Here is an 18136-nt window from a genome sequence, read left to right on the forward strand (position 1 = left end):
GCCGTCCCGTAATGAGCGGTGTGCGTTCGGGCAGATTTGGCAAACGTTATAATATTCATCTGTCTATCAGGAGAAGTAGTGCCTACAATTCAGCAGCTGGTCCGCGAGGGCCGCGCGAAGAAGAAGCGCGCTCCTAAGCGCCCGGCGCTTAAGGGGAGCCCCCAGCGTCGTGGGGTGTGCACCCGCGTGTTCACCACCACCCCCAAGAAACCGAACTCTGCGCTCCGTAAGGTTGCCCGTGTTCGCCTGTCCTCTGGTATCGAAGTGACGGCGTACATCCCCGGTGAAGGTCACAACCTGCAGGAACACTCCATCGTCCTCGTTCGCGGCGGTGGCGTGAAGGACCTCCCCGGTGTGCGGTACAAGATCGTCCGCGGCGCCCTTGACACCCAGGGCGTGAAGAGCCGCAATCAGGCTCGTTCCCGTTACGGCGCCAAGAAGGAGAAGAAGTAATGCCTCGTAAGGGTCCGGTTAAGAAGCGTCCGCTGGTTAGCGATCCGGTTTACAATTCCCAGCTGGTGACCCAGCTGGTCAACCGCGTCCTCGTGGATGGCAAGAAGTCCCTGGCGCAGTCCATCGTCTACGGTGCGATGGAAGGCGTGGCGGAAAAGTCCGGGCAGGATGCCCTGGCGGTTCTCAAGCGCGCTATGGATAACATCCGTCCGCAGCTGGAAGTGCGTTCCCGCCGTGTTGGTGGCGCCACCTACCAGGTGCCGGTGGAAGTCAAGGCTGGCCGTTCCACGGCCCTCGGCCTGCGCTGGCTGGTGGAATTCGCGCGCCAGCGCCGCGAAAACACCATGACGGAACGTCTCCTCAACGAAATCCTCGATGCCTCCAACGGCCTTGGTGGTGCTGTGAAGCGCCGCGAGGATACCCACCGCATGGCGGAAGCCAATAAGGCCTTCGCCCACTACCGCTGGTAATCACCAGGGTTATCTGACCCGCGATATAGAAGAGAGCGAAAAGTGGCACAAGAAGTGCTTACGGACCTTTCCAAGGTTCGCAATATCGGCATCATGGCGCACATCGATGCCGGCAAAACAACGACCACCGAACGCATCCTGCTCTACACCGGCATCAACCACAAGCTGGGTGAAACCCATGACGGCGCCTCGACGACCGACTGGATGGAACAGGAAAAGGAACGCGGCATTACGATTACGTCTGCCGCTGTGACCGCGTTCTGGAAGGGTACGCAGTTCAATATCATCGACACCCCTGGCCACGTTGATTTCACCGTGGAAGTGGAGCGGTCCCTGCGCGTGCTGGACGGCGCCATCGCGGTGTTCGACGGTAAGGAAGGCGTGGAGCCGCAGTCGGAAACCGTGTGGCGCCAGGCTGATAAGTACCATGTGCCGCGTATTTGCCTCATCAACAAGATGGATAAGTTGGGGGCCAACTTCGACTTCTCCGTCCAGACCATTCGGGATCGCCTCGGCGCGCACCCGACGGTCATCACCTTCCCGATCGGTGCGGAGAATGACTTCTCCGGCGTGGTGGATGTTCTCAAGATGAAGGCGATCCGCTTCCCCGAAAAGGACGCCCAGGGTAATGACACCTGGGGCGCCGTGGTGGTGGAAGAGGATATCCCCGCGGAACTGCAGGCCAAGGCCGAAGAACTGCGCATGGCCGCCATGGAAGATGCCGCCGAAGCCTCCGATGAACTCATGGAGAAGTACCTTGAGGACGGCGAGCTGAGCACCGAGGATATGATCAAGGGTCTGCGTATCCGCACCATCGCCTCGGAAATCTACCCCGTGTACGCCGGTTCGGCCTACAAGAACAAGGGTATTCAGCCCGCGCTGGACGGCGTGGTGAACTTCCTGCCCGCCCCGATTGACGTTCCCGCTATCAAGGGCTTCAAGCCGGGCCACGAAGAAGACGGTGAAACCGAAGAACGCCACCCGAGCGAGAACGAACCGTTCTCCGCGCTGGCCTTCAAGATTGCGGTGCACCCCTTCTACGGCAAGCTCACCTACATCCGCGTGTACTCCGGTAAGGTTTCGGCCGGAACCCAGGTGCTCAACTCAGTCAAGGGCCGCAAGGAGCGCGTGGGCAAGATGTTCCAGATGCACTCCAATAAGGAAAACCCTGTTGAAGAAGCGCATGCCGGGCATATTTACGCGTTCATTGGGCTGAAGGACACCACCACCGGTGATACCCTCTGCGCCCAGGACGCCCCGATTATTCTTGAGTCCATGTCCTTCCCGGAGCCCGTGATTCACGTGGCAATTGAGCCGAAGTCGAAGGGTGACCAAGAAAAGCTTTCCGTGGCTATTCAGAAGCTCGCGGAAGAGGATCCGACCTTCACGGTTCGTCAGGATGAGGAAACCGGCCAGACCGTTATCGGCGGTATGGGCGAACTCCACCTCGACATCCTCGTCGACCGTATGAAGCGTGAGTTCAAGGTTGATGCGAACGTCGGTGCTCCGATGGTTGCCTACCGCGAGACGATCCGCAAGAAGGTCGATAGCGTCGAATACACCCATAAGAAGCAGACGGGTGGTTCGGGCCAGTTCGCGCGTGTCATCGTCACGTTTGAGCCGCTTGACTCCAACGAAGACGGCGATACTTACGAATTTGTCAACGCCGTGACCGGTGGTCGCGTTCCGCGTGAATACATCCCGTCTGTTGATCAGGGTATCCAGGAAGCCATGCAGAATGGTGTCCTCGCCGGGTTCCCGGTGGTGGGCGTCAAGGCCACCCTGGAAGACGGCGCTTATCACGACGTCGACTCCTCGGAGCTGGCGTTCAAGATCGCGGGTAACCAGGTGTTCAAGGAAGGTGCACGCCGCGCCAACCCGGTGCTCCTGGAGCCCATCATGGACGTGGAAGTCCGCACCCCGGAAGAGTACATGGGCGACGTTATCGGCGACCTGAACTCCCGGCGCGGTATGATCAAGTCCATGGAGGATGCGACGGGCGTCAAGATCGTGCGCGCCAACGTGCCGCTGAGCGAAATGTTCGGCTACGTTGGTGACCTGCGGTCGAAGACCCAGGGGCGCGCGGTGTATTCCATGCAGATGGATTCCTACGCCGAGGTCCCGAAGGCCGTTGCGGAACAGATCATCGCGGAATCTCGTGGTGAATAGTCGCCGGTTTCGTTTACAATAGGTAACTGTTCGGAACAGACCGGATTATGCGCGAGCATCATCCACATAGCTGTAAGTAATTTCTAGAGTCCCAGGAGGGCCCAGTGGCGAAGGCCAAGTACGATAAGTCCAAGCCGCATATGAACATTGGCACCATCGGTCACGTCGATCACGGAAAGACGACCACGACCGCTGCGATCACCAAGGTTCTGTCGGATAAGTACCCGGATCTGAACGAGTACACCCCGTTCGATCAGGTTGACAACGCTCCCGAAGAGCGCCAGCGCGGTATTACCATCAACGTGTCCCACGTGGAATACCAGACCGAGAAGCGTCACTACGCACACGTTGACGCCCCCGGCCACGCGGACTACATCAAGAACATGATTACCGGTGCGGCCCAGATGGACGGCGCGATCCTCGTGGTTGCGGCGACCGACGGCCCGATGGCCCAGACCCGCGAGCACGTGCTGCTCGCCCGTCAGGTGGGCGTGCCCCAGATCATCGTTGCTCTTAACAAGTCCGATATGGTTGACGACGAAGAGCTGCTCGAACTGGTGGAAATGGAAGTTCGCGAACTTCTGTCCTCCCAGGATTACCCGGGCGATGACCTCCCGGTCGTGAAGATCTCCGCTCTCAAGGCGCTGGAAGGCGATCCCAAGTGGGTTGCTTCCATCGAAGAGCTCATGGACCAGGTGGACAACTACTTCGAGGATCCGGTGCGTGACACCGACAAGCCGTTCCTCATGCCGATTGAGGACGTCTTCACCATTACCGGCCGTGGCACCGTGGTCACCGGCCGTGTGGAGCGCGGTATCCTCAACCTCAACGAGGAAGTGGAAATTCTCGGTATCCGCGATACCCAGAAGACCACCGTCACCGGTATCGAAATGTTCCACAAGCAGATGGACTACGCCGAAGCTGGCGAAAACTGCGGTCTGCTGCTCCGCGGCACCAAGCGTGAAGATGTTGAGCGTGGCCAGGTTGTGGCCAAGCCCGGCACCATTACCCCGCACACCCAGTTCGAAGCTCAGGTCTACGTGCTGAAGAAGGAAGAAGGCGGCCGTCACAACCCGTTCTTCTCCAACTACCGCCCGCAGTTCTACTTCCGCACCACGGACGTCACCGGCGTCATCACGCTGCCCGAAGGCACCGAGATGGTTATGCCCGGCGACAACACCGAGATGTCGGTTGAGCTCATCCAGCCCATCGCCATGGAAGAAGGCCTCGGCTTCGCTATCCGCGAGGGCGGCCACACCGTTGGTTCAGGGCGTGTCACCAAGATCATCAAGTAACTTTGATGCATCTGGGCGCAGCTACCCGGTCACCGGGTAACTGAGCAAAACGTCCGCCGCGAGGCGGGAAGGGACCCTAGCACTGCGCTAGGGTCCCTTTGCTATGCGTGGGTGTTAGGGGCGCTGTGCGGTGCGCCGTTACGCTTGATGCTTGCGTGCCGCCGTATATTTGCACGACGACGCAGAACTTGGCAGAGTGGCGCTATGGCTCTTGAGGATGTGTATAAGAAAATCGGGTTTCCCGGTGATGTGGCGGGCAGCGTTACCCCGGCAGCAGGAAACGCAGCCCCGGCAGCGGTGTTCTGGGATATGGACGGAACCCTGGTGGATTCCGAAGAGGAATGGGCCCGGGTATCTGGAAATGTGGTGCGTTCCCACGGTGGAATCTGGACCGATGAGGATGTGTTGGCTATCCGCGGTGCGGATACGATTGCGCACGGGCGGCGCATGATGGCCGCGGTACGCCGCGGCGGGGGAGAAGTGGATCCCTGGAAAATGTTTGCCGAGGTGCTAAGGGCCATGGCCGATCATATGGCCGATGCGGAACTCATCGACGGGGCGGCTGAGCTCCTCGATGCTTTCTCCGCGGCCGGCATTCCGCAGGCATTGGTCACGGCCACCCCGGGCCGCCCGGTGGAAATATTCCTGGCCGGGCCGGGTAGCCGGCTGGAGGCGGCGGTTACCGGGGACGATGACGTCCCCGGTAAACCGAATCCCGCCCCGTACCTCCTGGGTGCGCAGCGCCTCGGCGTCCTTATTGATAGCTGCCTTGCTTTCGAGGATTCTGGGCCGGGGCTGGCCGCGGCCCGGAGTGCCGGCGCTTTCACCGTGGATGTGGGGGAGTTCCCCCTGGCTGAACTCGCGGCGCTACTTTAGCTTGTAGCCATATTGCGGTCCGCGGTTCTGCGGGGCCGCGGCCTTGCACTCGCGCGCCGTCGAGCTCTAGCGCGCCGCCGCGCAGCCCACCCGCTAGAAGGACGTGATAACCACGCGGCCAATCCCGGCGTGATGATTCACCATTGCCTTGTAGGTCGCGTCGATATCATCGAGGGCAATCTCCGTGGCAACAAGGTCATCCAGGTGGAGGCGCCCCTGCTGGTAGAACTCCACGTACTGGGGAATATCCGTCTTAATATCGGTATTCCCCATGTATACCGCGTGGATATGGCGCCGGTGCACGAAGAATTCATTGAGCGGATTAATGGTCCACTCCATCTCCGGCTTGAAGACCCCGGCTACGTACACGTCTCCACCCTGGCGGGTGGCGGCGATAGCCGTCTCCATCGTAGGCACGATGCCGAGCGCCTCAAAGGACTTATCCACCCCGCGCCCCTCGGTCGCGGCGAAGATCTGCTCGATAACATCCCGGTCGCCCGCGTTCACGAAGTGGGTCATCCCGAATTTCTTTCCAAATTCTTCCTTCTCCGGGTTGGTATCCACCCCGATAATCCGGCTGGCCCCGGCAATGCGGGCGCCGTTGACGATGCTCAGGCCCACCCCGCCCAAGCCCACCACCGCCACGGTGTCACCCGGGCGCACCTGCGCGGTATTGAGAGCCGCGCCCGCGCCGGTAATGACCGCGCAGCCGATCACGCAGGCCTGCGGGAAAGGCATGTCCGGATTGATCTTCGCGACCTGGTGTTCGTGCACGAGCGCCTGCTCCGCGAAGCCGGCAATACCGTAGGTCTGGAAAATCGGTTCGCCGTTCCGGCTCAGCCGCGGGGCTTCATCCGGGCCGCGCAGTGTTTCCTCCGGGAATTCGCATTCGTACATGCGCGATTCACGGCAGGCCCGGCAGTGCCCGCAATACTGGATGAGGGAGGCAACCACGTGGTCACCCACCTTGATTTCCTTCACGTCCGGGCCGACGGCAGTAACCACGCCGGCGGCTTCGTGCCCGAGCACCTGCGGGAAGGGGAATCCGAAATTGGTGGTGGAGAGCGTAAGATCCGAGCGGCACAGGCCGGAAGCCTTGACGTCGAAAAGTACCTCGCGCCCGATGGGTTCGGCAATCTCGATATCTTCGGTGGTGAACCCACCGCCCACAGAATTAACTACTGCTGCTTTCATTCTTACTCCTTTCGTGAAAGCGAGGAGAGGAACTCCGCCGCGGAGATTCCCTCCGGGAGAAGAATCGACTGGATATTGGCGAATTCGCGTACCCCTTCGTAGCCCATCTCGCGCCCGAAACCGGAGCGCTTGACACCGCCGAAAGGCATGCCGGCGGGAACAGCGGGAACCGGGGAGTTAATGGCAACGGTGCCGGTATCTACCCGGGCGGCGACGCGCGCGGCATGCGCAACGTCGACCGAATGAACCGTTCCGCCCAGCCCGTAGCACGAGTCATTAGCCAGTCGGATTGCTTCTTCTTCCGAGGATACCCGGTACACACTCCAGACCGGCCCGAAAATCTCCTCGTAGAAGACGGGGTTATCCCGCTCCACGTTTTCGAGGAGGGTGGGTTGCACCCAGGTATCTCCTTCCGGAACGATATGGCCCAGGGGAGTGGCGCTCGCTCCACCTTCGATAGCCCGCCGGATTTGATCATTGACCGTGGCGGCCTGCTCGCGGGACGACATGGGCGGCACGGTGGTCTCTTCCGCTGCCGGGTCCCCGGGCCGCAGCTGCGCGGTGCTTTCCTTGAGGCCGGCGACGAAACGGTCATAGAGCGCATCGGGAACAATCATGCGTTTGGGGGAGGCGCATACCTGGCCGGCATTGAAGCAGCGTCCCATAATTGCCAGCTGGATGGTGGCCTCGATATCGGCGTCGTCCAAAATAATAAAGGGATCGGAACCACCCAGTTCCATGACGGATTTCTTCAGGTGCCGGGAAGCGAGCTGCGCGATTTTCGCTCCCGCTGCTTCCGAACCGGTGAGCGTAACAATACGTACCCGGTCGTCGCTGATGAGCCGCTCCACCTGCGCGTGGGTGGCGTACAGATTTTGCCATACCCCGCGCGGCAGCCCGGCATCGTAGAGCACCTGGACAATCGCTGCGGCGCATTGCGGCAGAATCGACGCGTGCTTGAGGATAACCGTATTGCCGCAGAGCATTGCGGGCGCGAAACCGCGAATGGCCTGGTAGTACGGGAAGTTCCACGGTTCAATTTCGACGACGACGCCCTCCGGGCGATAGTCAATATAGCCTTCAAAAGGTGCGGCGGTGGAGCTGACAGGGCGCGGAGCTAAAATATTTTCCGCTTCATCAGCGAGCCAGCGCAGCATTGTTGGAACGGTGCCGCCGGCTTCCCCGGTGGCTTCTCCAATGAGTTTGCCCATTTCCAGGGTGGCCAGCGCCCCGAGTTCGCTCGCGCGTTCTTCCGCGATATCCGCGGCGCGGCGCAAAATAGCGGCGCGCTCGGCGATGGAGGTGCGGCTCCACGTCTGGAATGTTCCGTGCGCCAGCTCGAGTGCCTTATCCACCTCGTCGTCGGTGGCATAGGGGAATTCGGCGAGCACCTCACCGGTATAGGGATTTGTTGATCGATAGGACATCGTTGTCTACCTCCTCGGTATGGTGGATGATCACCCGCTCGCGGCACCTGCGCCGCTTAGCGATGTAGATCACTTAAAGCCATGCTAGGTGGTGGCGGCATCCGGGGCAAGGGTGGGGCGACGGCGCCGCTGGCGGCCCGCGTGGCCGAGAGTCCGGGAGGCTGCGGCGTCGTCGTACCGTGACGTGAAGCGCTTCACCGCAACCGTTTCTTGCACGAAACGTGGTCTTTCGGTAAAATTTTTACCCGTGCCGGCCGGCCTTCGGGCTCGCTGGGAATGAGAAACGGCGCACGTTCGCCGTGAAAGTCTTGAAAGTACGCCGAAGTTTTTGGCATACTTAACAAGTTGCTCGGATTACGAGCGAAGGAACTTAATCGGTTACCCAACGCCGATTATCGTATAAAGGGTTCTCCGTAACCTCACATAGGGCATGGCTACTAGATTTACCTCCGGTACGACACGCCCGAGTGCGGGTACCGGGCACCGAAGCTAAAGAGAGGTAGACGCGCCATGGCGGGACAGAAGATCCGCATTCGGCTGAAGTCATATGACCATGAGGTCATTGATAGCGCGGCCAAGAAGCTCGTCGATGAAGTTGCGCGTACCGGCGCGACCGTGGTGGGACCCGTCCCGCTGCCGACGGAAAAAAACGTTTTTTGCGTTATCCGCTCGCCCCACAAGTACAAGGATTCCCGCGATCACTTTGAGATGCGCACACACAAGCGCCTTATTGACATCGTGGATCCCACCCTGAAGACGATTGACAGCCTGCGCCGTCTCGATCTTCCGGCTGACGTCAACGTGGAAATCAAGCTCTGAGGTAATACGCAATGAACTCCAAGCAAGCTGTTGCCAGCAAGCCCGTGAAGGCGTTGCTGGGCACGAAGCTGGGGATGACCCAGCTCTGGGATGAGGACGGGCGCCTCCTTCCCATTACCGTTGTGCGCGTGGGCACCAATGTGGTGACCCAGGTTCGCACCCCCGAGGTTGACGGCTATTCCGCCGTGCAGCTCGCCTCGGGCGATGAAAAGACGAAGAACGTCACCAAGCCGCTCCAGGGCCACTTCGCTAAGGCCGGTGTTACGCCGCGCAAGAAGCTGGCGGAAATCCGCACCCCCGATGCCAGTGAATACACGCTCGGGCAGGAACTGACCGCGGATATCTTTGAAGCCGGTCAGTCCGTTGACGTTATCGGTACCTCCCGCGGTAAGGGCTTCGCCGGTGTGATGAAGCGTCATGGCTTCGCCGGTGTGTCGGCCTCCCACGGTGCGCACCGCAACCACCGCAAGCCCGGTTCCATCGGCGCCTGCGCCACCCCTTCGCGCGTCTTCAAGGGTCTGCGCATGGCTGGTCGCATGGGTCAGGATCGCGTCACGGTGCAGAATCTGTCCATCCACTCCGTTGACCTCGAGAACGGCCTGTTGCTCGTGGTTGGCGCCATCCCCGGTGCAAAGGGTGGCTCGGTTGTGGTCCGCACGTCCGTGAAGGGAGCCTAACAATGGCAGACTTCAAGATTGACGTTCTCGATGAAACCGGCAAGGTGACCTCGCAGGCCACCCTCCCGGCTCAGCTCTTTGATCTCGACTTCAATATGGCGCTGGTCCACCAGGTCGTTAACGCGCAGCAAGCTGCCGCTCGCCTGGGTACCCACGCCACGAAGACCCGCGGTCAGGTGTCCGGCGGCGGCAAGAAGCCGTGGCGCCAGAAGGGAACCGGCCGGGCCCGCCAGGGTTCGATCCGCGCTCCGCAGTGGGTCGGTGGCGGCGTTGTCCACGGCCCGCAGCCGCGTGACTACTCGCAGCGCACCCCCAAGAAGATGATTGCGGCCGCGCTGCTGCAGTCCCTCTCGGATCGGGCTCGCCACGAGCGTATTCACGCCGTGACCGCTTTTGTTGCCGATGAGACCCCGTCCACCAAGGCGGCGCGTGCGCTCATCGAGAAGATGAACGAGGGGCGCAAGGCGCTCGTCGTGGTCCAGCGTGAAGATGATGCCTCGGTGCTTTCCGTGCGCAACCTCCCGCAGATCCACGTCCTCTACGTTGATCAGCTCAATAGCTACGACGTTCTTGCTGCTGACGACGTTATCTTCACCGAAGCCGCGCTGGGCGCGTTCGTGGAGAAGAACACCAAGAAGGATGAGAAGTAATGACTGAGAACGGTAACTTCTGGAATAAGAACCCGCACGATGTCATCCTCGCCCCGGTGATGTCGGAGAAGAGCGCGCTGCTCGAAGAACAGGGTAAGTACACCTTCTTCGTTGATCCGCGTTCGAATAAGACCGAAATCAAGCAGGCCGTCGAAGCGATTTTTGGCGTCAAGGTTGCCTCCGTCAATACGCAGAACCGCCAGGGCAAGACCCGGCGTACGCGCAACGGCATCGGGCGGCGCAAGAATACCAAGCGGGCCATCGTCACCTTGCGTGAAGGCTCCATCGACATCTACGGCGAAATCGTCTAATAGGCGATTCGAGGAACTGAGGAATAAGAACTCATGGGAATTCGTAAGTACAAGCCGACGACCCCGGGTCGTCGCGGTGCGAGCGTTGCCGACTTCGCCGAGATCACTCGTTCGACCCCGGAGAAGTCCCTCGTTCGTCCCCTGAAGAAGACCGGTGGGCGTAACAACCAGGGACGCATCACCACCCGTCACAAGGGCGGTGGGCACAAGCGCCAGTACCGTCTCATCGACTTCCGTCGCTGGGATAAGGACGGCGTGCCGGCCAAGGTTGCGCACATCGAATACGATCCGAACCGCACCGCGCGTATCGCGCTGCTCCACTTCGTTGATGGCGAGAAGCGTTACATCGTTGCTCCCCGCGGCGTGAAGCAGGGCGATCTCATCGAAACCGGCCCGAATGCGGATATCAAGCCCGGCAACAACCTGCCGCTGCGCAATATCCCGCTCGGTACCACGGTGCACAATGTGGAACTCAAGCCGCTGGGCGGGGCGAAGATCGCCCGCAGCGCCGGCGCTTCCGTGCAGTTGGTTGCCCGCGAAGGCAAGTACGCGCAGCTGCGCATGCCCTCCGGCGAAATCCGTAACGTGGACGTGCGTTGCCGCGCCACCGTCGGTGAAGTCGGTAATGCCGAGCAGGCGAATATCAACTGGGGTAAGGCCGGCCGTATGCGCTGGAAGGGCGTGCGCCCGACCGTCCGCGGTGTCGTGATGAACCCGGTGGACCACCCGCACGGTGGTGGTGAAGGTAAGACGTCCGGTGGGCGCCATCCCGTTAGCCCGTGGGGCAAGAAGGAAGGCCGTACCCGCCGTCCGAACAAGGCCAGCGACAAGCTCATCGTGCGCCGTCGCAAGACCGGCAAGAAGCGCTGAGGAAGGATTAGCTGATGCCCCGCAGTTTGAAGAAGGGTCCGTTCGTCGACGAGCACCTCTACAAGAAGGTCGACGAGCAGAACGAGAAGAACACCAAGAACGTAATCAAGACCTGGTCGCGTCGGTCGGTTATCACCCCCGATTTCCTGGGTCACACCTTTGCAGTGCACGATGGACGCAAGCATGTGCCGGTATTCATTACCGAATCCATGGTTGGCCACAAGCTCGGGGAGTTCGCCCCGACCCGCACCTTCCGCGGGCACGACAAGGACGACCGAAAGGGCCGCCGGCGCTAAGCCGGGGCCTCGAGCGAGAGAGTAAGGCAGAACTATGGAAGCAAAGGCGCAGGCGCGCTTCGTGCGCGTGTCGCCCATGAAGGCCCGTCGTGTCGTGGACACCATCCGCGGCCGGCGCGCCCTGGACGCTATTGACGTACTGCAGTTCGCACCGTTTGCGGCCGCCACTCCGGTTCGTAAGATCGTGGAGTCGGCCATCGCCAACGCGCGCTACGCCGCCGAGCAGGCGGGGGAGCGCTTCGATGAGTCCGAGCTGTTCATTGGCGAGATTTACGCCGATGAAGGCCCGACGATGAAGCGTATCCAGCCGCGTGCCCAGGGCCGGGCGAACCGCATCAACAAGCGGACGAGTCACATCACCGTTATCGTTACCGACGAGAAGCCGAAGGCCAAGAAGCAGAGGAGGGCCCGCTAGTGGGACAGAAAGTCAACCCTATTGGGTTCCGTCTCGGCATCACGACTGACCACCGCTCCAAGTGGTTCGCTGATTCCACCAAGAAGGGGCAGCGCTACTCGGACTACGTCCTCGAAGATGTCAAAATCCGTGACATGATCGAAAAGACGCTTGAGCGCGCCGGGATTTCCAGCGTGCACATCGAGCGCCGCGCCGAGCGCGTGGTTGTGGATATCCACACCGCTCGCCCCGGCATCGTCATTGGCCGGCGCGGTGCGGAAGCTGATCGCCTCCGCGCCGATCTGGAGAAGCTGACCGGCAAGGCCGTGCAGCTCAATATTCTCGAAGTGAAGAACCCGGAAGCTGACGCCCAGCTCGTGGCGCAGGGTATCGCGGAACAGCTCGCCTCGCGCGTGTCCTTCCGCCGCGCCATGCGCAAGGGCATCCAGTCCGCCGAGCGCGCCGGTGCCAAGGGCATCCGCGTGCAGTGCTCGGGCCGTCTGGGTGGCGCCGAAATGTCGCGTAGCGAGTTCTACCGCGAAGGGCGTGTGCCGCTGCACACCCTGCGCGCGAATATCAACTACGGTTTCTACGAAGCGCGTACCACCTTCGGCCGCATCGGCGTGAAGGTGTGGATCTACCGCGGTGATCTGACCGACGCTGAGTACTACCGCAGCCTCGCGGAAGCTCCGCGCGGTGGGCGCGGGGGCCGTTCGGATCGTCGCGGTCGCCGCGGCGCCGGGCGCGGTCGCGGTGGCCAGCGTGGGGAAGCCCGCAGCGAACAGGCTCAGAGCCCGGCAGCCGGAGCCGAAGCTCCGGTGGCCGCGCCGGAATCAACCGGAACGGAGGCATAACTCATGCTGATTCCTCGTCGTACTAAATGGCGCAAGCAGCACCGTCCGCACCGTAAGGGTATGGCCAAGGGCGGAACTCAGCTGGCTTTCGGTGAATACGGTATCCAGGCGCTCGAGCCGGCCTACATCACCAATCGTCAAATTGAAGCAGCCCGTATCGCCATGACGCGTCACGTCAAGCGTGGCGGCAAGATCTGGATCAACATCTTCCCGGATCGCCCGCTCACCAAGAAGCCGCTCGGCGTGCGTATGGGTTCGGGTAAGGGCCCGGTGGAAACCTGGGTTGCCAATATCAAGCCCGGCCGTGTCATGTTCGAAATGGCCGGTGTGGATGAGGCTCTCGCCCGTGAGGCCATGAGCCGCGCCCAGCACAAGCTGCCCATCAAGACCCGCTTTATCACCCGTGAGGAGGTTGAGTAATGGCTAAGGGACTGACCACCGCGGAACTCGACGCGATGACCGACGCGGAGCTTCTCGAGAAGCTTGCCGAGTCGAAGAAGGAACTGTTCAACCTCCGCTTCTCGGCGGTGACTCACCGCCTGGAGGACAGTGGCCGCCTGCGGGAAGTTCGTCGCGAGATTGCTCGCATTTACACCATTAAGAGCGAGCGGGAGAAGAACATTCGAACCGCTCCGGCCGCTCAGTAAGTGAGGATGAGATGAGCGAGAACGCAAGCACCGAAACACGTAATCATCGCAAGTCGCTGCGCGGCTACGTGGTCTCCGACAAAATGGACAAGACCGTTGTTGTTGAAGTTGAAGATCGCGTAAAGCACCCGCTATACGGTAAAGTTATCACCCGCACCAAGCGAGTGAAGGCGCACGACGAAAATAACGAAGTTCGCGTAGGCGATTTGGTCTCCATTATGGAAACCCGCCCGCTCTCCGCGACCAAGCACTTCCGGGTCGTTACGATCATCGAGAAGGCGAAGTAGTTAGGGCTTTCCTAGCTTGAGCGAATGTGACCGGCCTGAACGCAGGCGGCCCTCGCATGTGGGCCAAAGGCGTTTGGGCCGGCGCAGTTCGCGCGAACCCATTCGTTCGGCAAGGCTCGAATCCGAGAACCGGCACGACAATAGGAGATAGAAACACATGATCCAGCAGGAGACGCGGCTTAGCGTCGCCGATAACACCGGTGCCAAGGAACTTTTGTGCATCCGCGTGCTCGGCGGCTCCGGCCGGCGCTACGCCGGAATTGGTGACACCATCGTCGCCACCGTCAAGGATGCTATTCCGGGCGGAAACGTAAAGAAGGGCGACGTCGTCAAGGCGGTCGTCGTCCGTGCAGTTAAGGAAACGCGCCGCAAGGACGGGTCCTACATCAAGTTCGACGAAAACGCAGCCGTGCTGTTGAAGAACGACGGCGAACCCCGCGGCACCCGTATCTTCGGGCCCGTTGGGCGTGAGCTTCGCGACGCGAAGTTCATGCGCATCATTTCGCTGGCTCCGGAGGTGATCTAATGGCGAAGATTAAGAAGGATGATCTCGTCCAGGTTATCGCCGGGCGCGATAAGGGTATGCAGGGGCGCGTGCTTTCCGTTGATACCAAGCGTGATCGCGTCATCGTGGAAGGCGTCCAGCGCGTGAAGAAGCACGTGCGTGTGGGGCAGACCTCGCGGGGCGGCACCACCGGCGGTATTGAAACCGTTGAAGCACCGATTCACATTTCGAACGTTGCCCTCGTTCACGATGGCAAGCCGATTCGCGTGGGCTACCGCGAGGTAGAGGTGGAGCGCGACGGTAAGAAGAAGATTGTCCGTGAGCGCATCGGACGCCGCGGCGGGAAGGAAATCGAACTGTGAGCGATACCCCCCGTCTCAAGGTGAAGTACCGGGAACACATCATCCCGGAACTCCAGGAAGAATTTAAGTACGTCAACGTCAACCAGGTTCCCAAGATCGTCAAGGTCGTGGTGAATATGGGCGTGGGTGATGCTGCGCGCGACTCCAAGGTGCTCGACGGCGCCGTCGCCGATATGACGGCGATTACCGGCCAGAAGCCGATGATCACCAAGGCCAAGAAGTCCATCGCGCAGTTTAAGCTGCGTGAAGGCCAGGCCATCGGGTGCTTCGTCACCATCCGCGGTGACCGCATGTGGGAATTCCTCGACCGGCTTATTTCCACCGCGCTGCCGCGTATCCGCGACTTCCGCGGCCTTTCGCCCAAGCAGTTTGACGGCAACGGGAACTACACCTTCGGTCTGACCGAACAGACCGTGTTCCACGAGATCGACCAGGACAAGATTGATCGCGTGCGCGGTATGGACATCACCGTGGTGACCTCTGCCGGGAGCGACGACGAAGGGCGCGCTCTTCTCAAGCATCTCGGATTCCCCTTCAAGGAGGCCTAAATATGGCAAAGACCGCTCTGAAGCAAAAGGCCGCCGGTAAGCAGAAGTTCGCCGTTCGTGCGTACACCCGTTGCAACCGGTGCGGCCGTCCGCATTCCGTTTACCGCAAGTTCGGCCTGTGCCGTATTTGCCTGCGTGAGTTGGCCCTGCGCGGCGAACTCCCCGGTGTTAAGAAGTCCAGCTGGTAAAGACTACGTCGCAGGTCCATCGGAAACCGCGACGAGGAAGGGCCACAGCCCAAAATGACAATGACTGACCCAATCGCAGACATGCTGACGCGTCTGCGTAACGCCAATTCGGCGTTCCATGAGTCGGTGTCTATGCCGTACTCCAAGATTAAGTCCCATATCGCGGACATCTTGAAGCGCGAAGGCTACATCGACTCCTACGAGGTGGAGAGCGCCCAGGTGGGCAAGACTCTCACCCTCACGTTGAAGTACGGATCGAACCGTGAGCGCGCCCTCGCTGGCGTCCGGCGTATTTCCAAGCCGGGCCTGCGCGTTTACGCGAAGTCCACGAACCTGCCGCGCGTTCTTGACGGCCTGGGTGTGGCTATTTTGTCCACCTCCTCCGGCCTCATGACGGACCGCGAGGCCAAGGATAAGGGCGTTGGCGGGGAAGTCCTCGCTTACGTCTGGTAATGGGAAGTAGGTGCAATAATGTCTCGAATTGGTAGGCTTCCCATCGCTATCCCCGGCGGCGTTGAAGTGTCGGTTTCCGGCCAGGACGTCACCGTCAAGGGCCCCAAGGGTCAGCTCGCGCTCTCCGTGGCCGAGCCGATCGCGGTGAATGTTGATGACAATACGGTTCTGGTGACCCGGCCCAATGACGAGCGCGAATCGCGTTCGCTGCACGGCCTGACCCGCACCCTCGTCGCGAATATGATCGAGGGCGTCACCAACGGGTACGCCAAGGCGATGGAAATCGTCGGAACCGGTTACCGCGTCGTCGCTAAGGGTTCTGATCTGGAATTCTCGCTGGGCTACTCCCACACGATTCTTTTCGAAGCTCCCGAAGGCATCACTTTCACGGTGACGACCCCGACCAAGTTCACAGTCTCGGGTATCGATAAGCAGCTCGTGGGTGAAACCGCAGCGAAGATTCGCAAGCTTCGTAAGCCCGAACCCTACAAGGGCAAGGGTGTCAAGTACGCGGACGAAGTTATTCGTCGCAAGGCTGGAAAGGCTGGTAAGTGATGGCTGTTACCATCAAGGGCAAGGGCAAGTACATCGCTCGTGCGCGCCGCCACTTCCGGTTGCGCAAGCGTATTTCCGGTACCGCCGCGCGGCCGCGTCTCGTGGTCTCGCGTTCCAACCGCCATATTTACGCCCAGGTTATCGACGACGTCGTGGGCCGCACTCTCGCGGCTGCCTCGTCCTACGAGGCTGACCTGCGCGAAGCGGAGGGTACCAAGACAGAAATCGCGCGGAAGGTCGGCGAACGCGTCGGTCAGCGCGCCAAGGATGCTGGTATCAGCGCCGTGGTCTTCGACCGCGGTGGCAACCAGTACCACGGTCGCGTTGCAGCTGTCGCCGAAGGTGCGCGCGAAGCAGGACTCGATTTCTAACGGCTGAGGAAAGGCAGAGGAAAATGGCTGCAGAGCAGCAGGATCCGGCCCAGAACGGCCGGGAAAATCGCAACGAAGGTCGTCGCGGCCGCCGCGATAACCGTCGTGAGAACCGCCGTGACAACCGTCGCGGTGAAGAAAAGAACGCTTATATCGAGCGCGTGGTGACCATTAACCGCGTCGCGAAGACGGTCAAGGGTGGCCGCCGGATGTCCTTCACCGCCCTCGTGGTGGTGGGTGACGGTAACGGCCTCGTGGGTGTCGGCTACGGCAAGGCCCGCGAAGTTCCCGCCGCTATCGCCAAGGGTACCGAGGAAGCGAAGAAGAACTTCTTCCGCATCCCGCGTATCGCGCGGACCATCCCGCACGTGGTGCAGGGCGAAGACGCCGCCGGCGTTGTGCTGCTGCGCCCGGCCGCTCCCGGTACCGGCGTGATCGCCGGCGGTCCGGTGCGCGCCATTATGGAGTGCGCGGGTATTCACGATGTGCTCTCCAAGTCGCTCGGTTCCTCGAACGCGATCAATATCGTGCACGCCACCGTGGCTGCCCTCAAGCAGCTTGAGCAGCCCGAAGCGGTTGCCGCCCGGCGTGGGCTCCCCATCGAGCGCGTTGTTCCCGAAGCTATGCTGCGGGCCCGCGCCGAAGCGGAAGCCAAGGAACGCGAGATCGAAGAGGCTGAAGCCGCTAAGGCGGAAAATGAGGCCGCGGCCGCGGGAGTTGGTGCGTAATGGCAAATCTTAAGATCACCCAGGTGAAGGGTGTTGTTGGTGCGATCCAGCGCCAGAAGGACACCCTGCGCACGCTCGGTCTGCGCAAGATCGGTCAGTCCGTTGTGCGCGAGGATACCCCCGAGGTGAAGGGCATGGTTCGCGCCGTGGCTCACCTCGTTACCGTGGAGGAGGTTGACTAATGGCGGAAGCAGAAAAGGATTCCATCATTAAGCTGCACGACCTGCGTCCGGCTCCGGGTTCGAACAAGGCGAAGATTCGCGTTGGTCGCGGTGAAGGATCCAAGGGTAAGACGTCCGGTCGCGGTACCAAGGGTACCCGGGCACGTAATACCGTGCGTCCCGGTTTCGAAGGTGGCCAGATGCCGCTGCATATGCGCCTTCCGAAGCTGCGCGGTTTCAAGAACCCGTTCCGGGTCGAATACCAGGTCATTAACGTTTCGGCGCTCGGCGAGCTCTTCCCCGAAGGTGGGAAGGTGACCTCGGCGGATCTCGTGGCCAAGGGCGCGGTTCGCAAGAACTCCCCGGTCAAGGTTCTCGGAACCGGTGAGATTTCCGTCAAGCTCGACGTCGAAGTGGAAGCGTGGTCGAATTCGGCTAAGGAAAAGATCGAAGCTGCCGGGGGTTCCATCTCCGCGCCGCAGGTCGAATCCAAGTAATACGCGTTGGCCTGCGGGCCACCGTTTGACTGAGCACTCACCCACACTCTGTGGATGAACAGTGCGAAATTTGCTCGTC

The 18136-nt window shown here is 61.0% G+C and carries 29 protein-coding genes; 26 read left to right on the forward strand and 3 right to left on the reverse strand.

The features are described 5' to 3' along the window. Positions 1-78: 78 nt before the first annotated feature. The 5 genes from rpsL to ACRQDJ_RS02330 all read left to right on the forward strand — a co-directional run bounded on the left by rpsL (position 79) and on the right by ACRQDJ_RS02330 (position 5263). Positions 79-453, forward strand: coding sequence for a 30S ribosomal protein S12 (gene rpsL / locus ACRQDJ_RS02310; protein WP_016443111.1), 375 nt, complete (start codon positions 79-81; stop codon positions 451-453). Beyond that, a complete protein-coding gene (rpsG, locus tag ACRQDJ_RS02315; RefSeq protein ID WP_016443110.1) occupies positions 453-923 on the forward strand; it encodes a 30S ribosomal protein S7 in 471 nt (156 codons plus the stop codon). Before rpsL ends, rpsG begins: the two co-directional genes overlap by 1 nt. Before the next feature lie 42 nt (positions 924-965). After that, entirely contained in the window at positions 966-3092 is a 2127-nt protein-coding gene (fusA, locus tag ACRQDJ_RS02320; protein WP_026428289.1) for an elongation factor G, read from the forward strand. Positions 3093-3196: 104 nt separating this feature from the next. After that, complete coding sequence (tuf, locus tag ACRQDJ_RS02325; RefSeq protein WP_026428288.1) at positions 3197-4387, forward strand: elongation factor Tu; 1191 nt, start codon at positions 3197-3199, stop codon at positions 4385-4387. Between the two features lie 204 nt (positions 4388-4591). Next, on the forward strand, positions 4592-5263 hold the full coding sequence (locus ACRQDJ_RS02330) for an HAD family hydrolase (RefSeq protein WP_435717760.1): 672 nt from the start codon (positions 4592-4594) through the stop codon (positions 5261-5263). A 93-nt stretch (positions 5264-5356) separates the two neighbouring features. Here ACRQDJ_RS02330 and ACRQDJ_RS02335 read toward each other — a convergent pair whose 3' ends face one another. The 3 genes from ACRQDJ_RS02335 to ACRQDJ_RS02345 all read right to left on the reverse strand — a co-directional run bounded on the left by ACRQDJ_RS02335 (position 5357) and on the right by ACRQDJ_RS02345 (position 8100). Beyond that, positions 5357-6457 carry a zinc-binding dehydrogenase gene (locus ACRQDJ_RS02335; protein WP_284904080.1) on the reverse strand — a complete coding sequence of 367 codons (1101 nt, stop codon included), beginning with the start codon at positions 6455-6457 and terminating at the stop codon, positions 5357-5359. A 2-nt stretch (positions 6458-6459) separates the two neighbouring features. Beyond that, positions 6460-7884, reverse strand: coding sequence for an aldehyde dehydrogenase family protein (locus ACRQDJ_RS02340; protein WP_284904078.1), 1425 nt, complete (start codon positions 7882-7884; stop codon positions 6460-6462). An 84-nt stretch (positions 7885-7968) separates the two neighbouring features. Further along, positions 7969-8100 carry a hypothetical protein gene (locus tag ACRQDJ_RS02345; RefSeq protein WP_257960040.1) on the reverse strand — a complete coding sequence of 44 codons (132 nt, stop codon included), beginning with the start codon at positions 8098-8100 and terminating at the stop codon, positions 7969-7971. 294 nt (positions 8101-8394) lie between these two features. Between ACRQDJ_RS02345 and rpsJ the strand changes: the two genes are divergently transcribed. The 21 genes from rpsJ (at position 8395) to rplO (ending at position 18057) form a co-directional block, all read left to right on the forward strand. After that, positions 8395-8703: a 30S ribosomal protein S10 gene (gene rpsJ, locus ACRQDJ_RS02350; protein WP_016443104.1), complete on the forward strand. Its 309-nt coding sequence runs from the start codon at positions 8395-8397 to the stop codon at positions 8701-8703. Between the two features lie 11 nt (positions 8704-8714). Next, a complete protein-coding gene (rplC, locus tag ACRQDJ_RS02355) occupies positions 8715-9380 on the forward strand; it encodes a 50S ribosomal protein L3 (RefSeq protein WP_016443103.1) in 666 nt (221 codons plus the stop codon). A 2-nt stretch (positions 9381-9382) separates the two neighbouring features. Next, entirely contained in the window at positions 9383-10030 is a 648-nt protein-coding gene (rplD, locus tag ACRQDJ_RS02360; RefSeq protein WP_016443102.1) for a 50S ribosomal protein L4, read from the forward strand. Then, the gene (gene rplW / locus ACRQDJ_RS02365) at positions 10030-10341 is read left to right on the forward strand and encodes a 50S ribosomal protein L23 (protein ID WP_016443101.1); all 312 of its coding nucleotides are present in this window, start codon (positions 10030-10032) and stop codon (positions 10339-10341) included. The genes rplD and rplW overlap by 1 nt, the downstream gene beginning before the upstream one ends. Positions 10342-10374: 33 nt before the next feature. Continuing rightward, the gene (gene rplB / locus ACRQDJ_RS02370) at positions 10375-11211 is read left to right on the forward strand and encodes a 50S ribosomal protein L2 (RefSeq protein ID WP_026428283.1); all 837 of its coding nucleotides are present in this window, start codon (positions 10375-10377) and stop codon (positions 11209-11211) included. 14 nt (positions 11212-11225) lie between these two features. Further along, positions 11226-11507 carry a 30S ribosomal protein S19 gene (rpsS, locus tag ACRQDJ_RS02375; protein WP_026428282.1) on the forward strand — a complete coding sequence of 94 codons (282 nt, stop codon included), beginning with the start codon at positions 11226-11228 and terminating at the stop codon, positions 11505-11507. A 34-nt stretch (positions 11508-11541) separates the two neighbouring features. Then, complete coding sequence (rplV, locus tag ACRQDJ_RS02380) at positions 11542-11922, forward strand: 50S ribosomal protein L22 (RefSeq protein WP_026428281.1); 381 nt, start codon at positions 11542-11544, stop codon at positions 11920-11922. Then, positions 11922-12755, forward strand: a complete 834-nt coding sequence (gene rpsC / locus ACRQDJ_RS02385; protein WP_026428280.1) for a 30S ribosomal protein S3 — start codon at positions 11922-11924, stop codon at positions 12753-12755. The genes rplV and rpsC overlap by 1 nt, the downstream gene beginning before the upstream one ends. A gap of 3 nt (positions 12756-12758) precedes the next feature. Beyond that, a complete protein-coding gene (rplP, locus tag ACRQDJ_RS02390) occupies positions 12759-13175 on the forward strand; it encodes a 50S ribosomal protein L16 (protein ID WP_016443096.1) in 417 nt (138 codons plus the stop codon). Further along, positions 13175-13402, forward strand: a complete 228-nt coding sequence (gene rpmC / locus ACRQDJ_RS02395; RefSeq protein WP_016443095.1) for a 50S ribosomal protein L29 — start codon at positions 13175-13177, stop codon at positions 13400-13402. The genes rplP and rpmC overlap by 1 nt, the downstream gene beginning before the upstream one ends. An 11-nt stretch (positions 13403-13413) precedes the next feature. Continuing rightward, positions 13414-13689 (forward strand): 30S ribosomal protein S17, encoded by a 276-nt coding sequence (rpsQ, locus tag ACRQDJ_RS02400; RefSeq protein WP_026428279.1) that lies wholly within the window; start codon positions 13414-13416, stop codon positions 13687-13689. A 157-nt stretch (positions 13690-13846) separates the two neighbouring features. Next, positions 13847-14215 (forward strand): 50S ribosomal protein L14, encoded by a 369-nt coding sequence (rplN, locus tag ACRQDJ_RS02405; protein WP_016443093.1) that lies wholly within the window; start codon positions 13847-13849, stop codon positions 14213-14215. Beyond that, positions 14215-14556: a 50S ribosomal protein L24 gene (rplX, locus tag ACRQDJ_RS02410; protein WP_016443092.1), complete on the forward strand. Its 342-nt coding sequence runs from the start codon at positions 14215-14217 to the stop codon at positions 14554-14556. The genes rplN and rplX overlap by 1 nt, the downstream gene beginning before the upstream one ends. After that, positions 14553-15104, forward strand: a complete 552-nt coding sequence (gene rplE, locus ACRQDJ_RS02415) for a 50S ribosomal protein L5 (protein ID WP_016443091.1) — start codon at positions 14553-14555, stop codon at positions 15102-15104. Before rplX ends, rplE begins: the two co-directional genes overlap by 4 nt. 2 nt (positions 15105-15106) lie before the next feature. Continuing rightward, positions 15107-15292, forward strand: coding sequence for a type Z 30S ribosomal protein S14 (locus tag ACRQDJ_RS02420; protein WP_016443090.1), 186 nt, complete (start codon positions 15107-15109; stop codon positions 15290-15292). A 54-nt stretch (positions 15293-15346) separates the two neighbouring features. Continuing rightward, positions 15347-15745 carry a 30S ribosomal protein S8 gene (gene rpsH / locus ACRQDJ_RS02425; protein WP_026428278.1) on the forward strand — a complete coding sequence of 133 codons (399 nt, stop codon included), beginning with the start codon at positions 15347-15349 and terminating at the stop codon, positions 15743-15745. Positions 15746-15763: 18 nt separating this feature from the next. Further along, positions 15764-16300 carry a 50S ribosomal protein L6 gene (gene rplF / locus ACRQDJ_RS02430; RefSeq protein ID WP_284904074.1) on the forward strand — a complete coding sequence of 179 codons (537 nt, stop codon included), beginning with the start codon at positions 15764-15766 and terminating at the stop codon, positions 16298-16300. After that, positions 16300-16671 carry a 50S ribosomal protein L18 gene (gene rplR, locus ACRQDJ_RS02435; RefSeq protein WP_016443087.1) on the forward strand — a complete coding sequence of 124 codons (372 nt, stop codon included), beginning with the start codon at positions 16300-16302 and terminating at the stop codon, positions 16669-16671. Before rplF ends, rplR begins: the two co-directional genes overlap by 1 nt. 23 nt (positions 16672-16694) lie before the next feature. After that, positions 16695-17399, forward strand: coding sequence for a 30S ribosomal protein S5 (rpsE, locus tag ACRQDJ_RS02440; protein WP_026428276.1), 705 nt, complete (start codon positions 16695-16697; stop codon positions 17397-17399). Beyond that, on the forward strand, positions 17399-17581 hold the full coding sequence (gene rpmD / locus ACRQDJ_RS02445; protein ID WP_026428275.1) for a 50S ribosomal protein L30: 183 nt from the start codon (positions 17399-17401) through the stop codon (positions 17579-17581). The genes rpsE and rpmD overlap by 1 nt, the downstream gene beginning before the upstream one ends. Then, on the forward strand, positions 17581-18057 hold the full coding sequence (rplO, locus tag ACRQDJ_RS02450; RefSeq protein WP_087070541.1) for a 50S ribosomal protein L15: 477 nt from the start codon (positions 17581-17583) through the stop codon (positions 18055-18057). Before rpmD ends, rplO begins: the two co-directional genes overlap by 1 nt. Positions 18058-18136 lie beyond the last annotated feature (79 nt).

The organism is Actinotignum urematis (assembly GCF_051264595.1).
Classification (GTDB): Bacteria; Actinomycetota; Actinomycetes; order Actinomycetales; family Actinomycetaceae; genus Actinotignum; species Actinotignum timonense_A.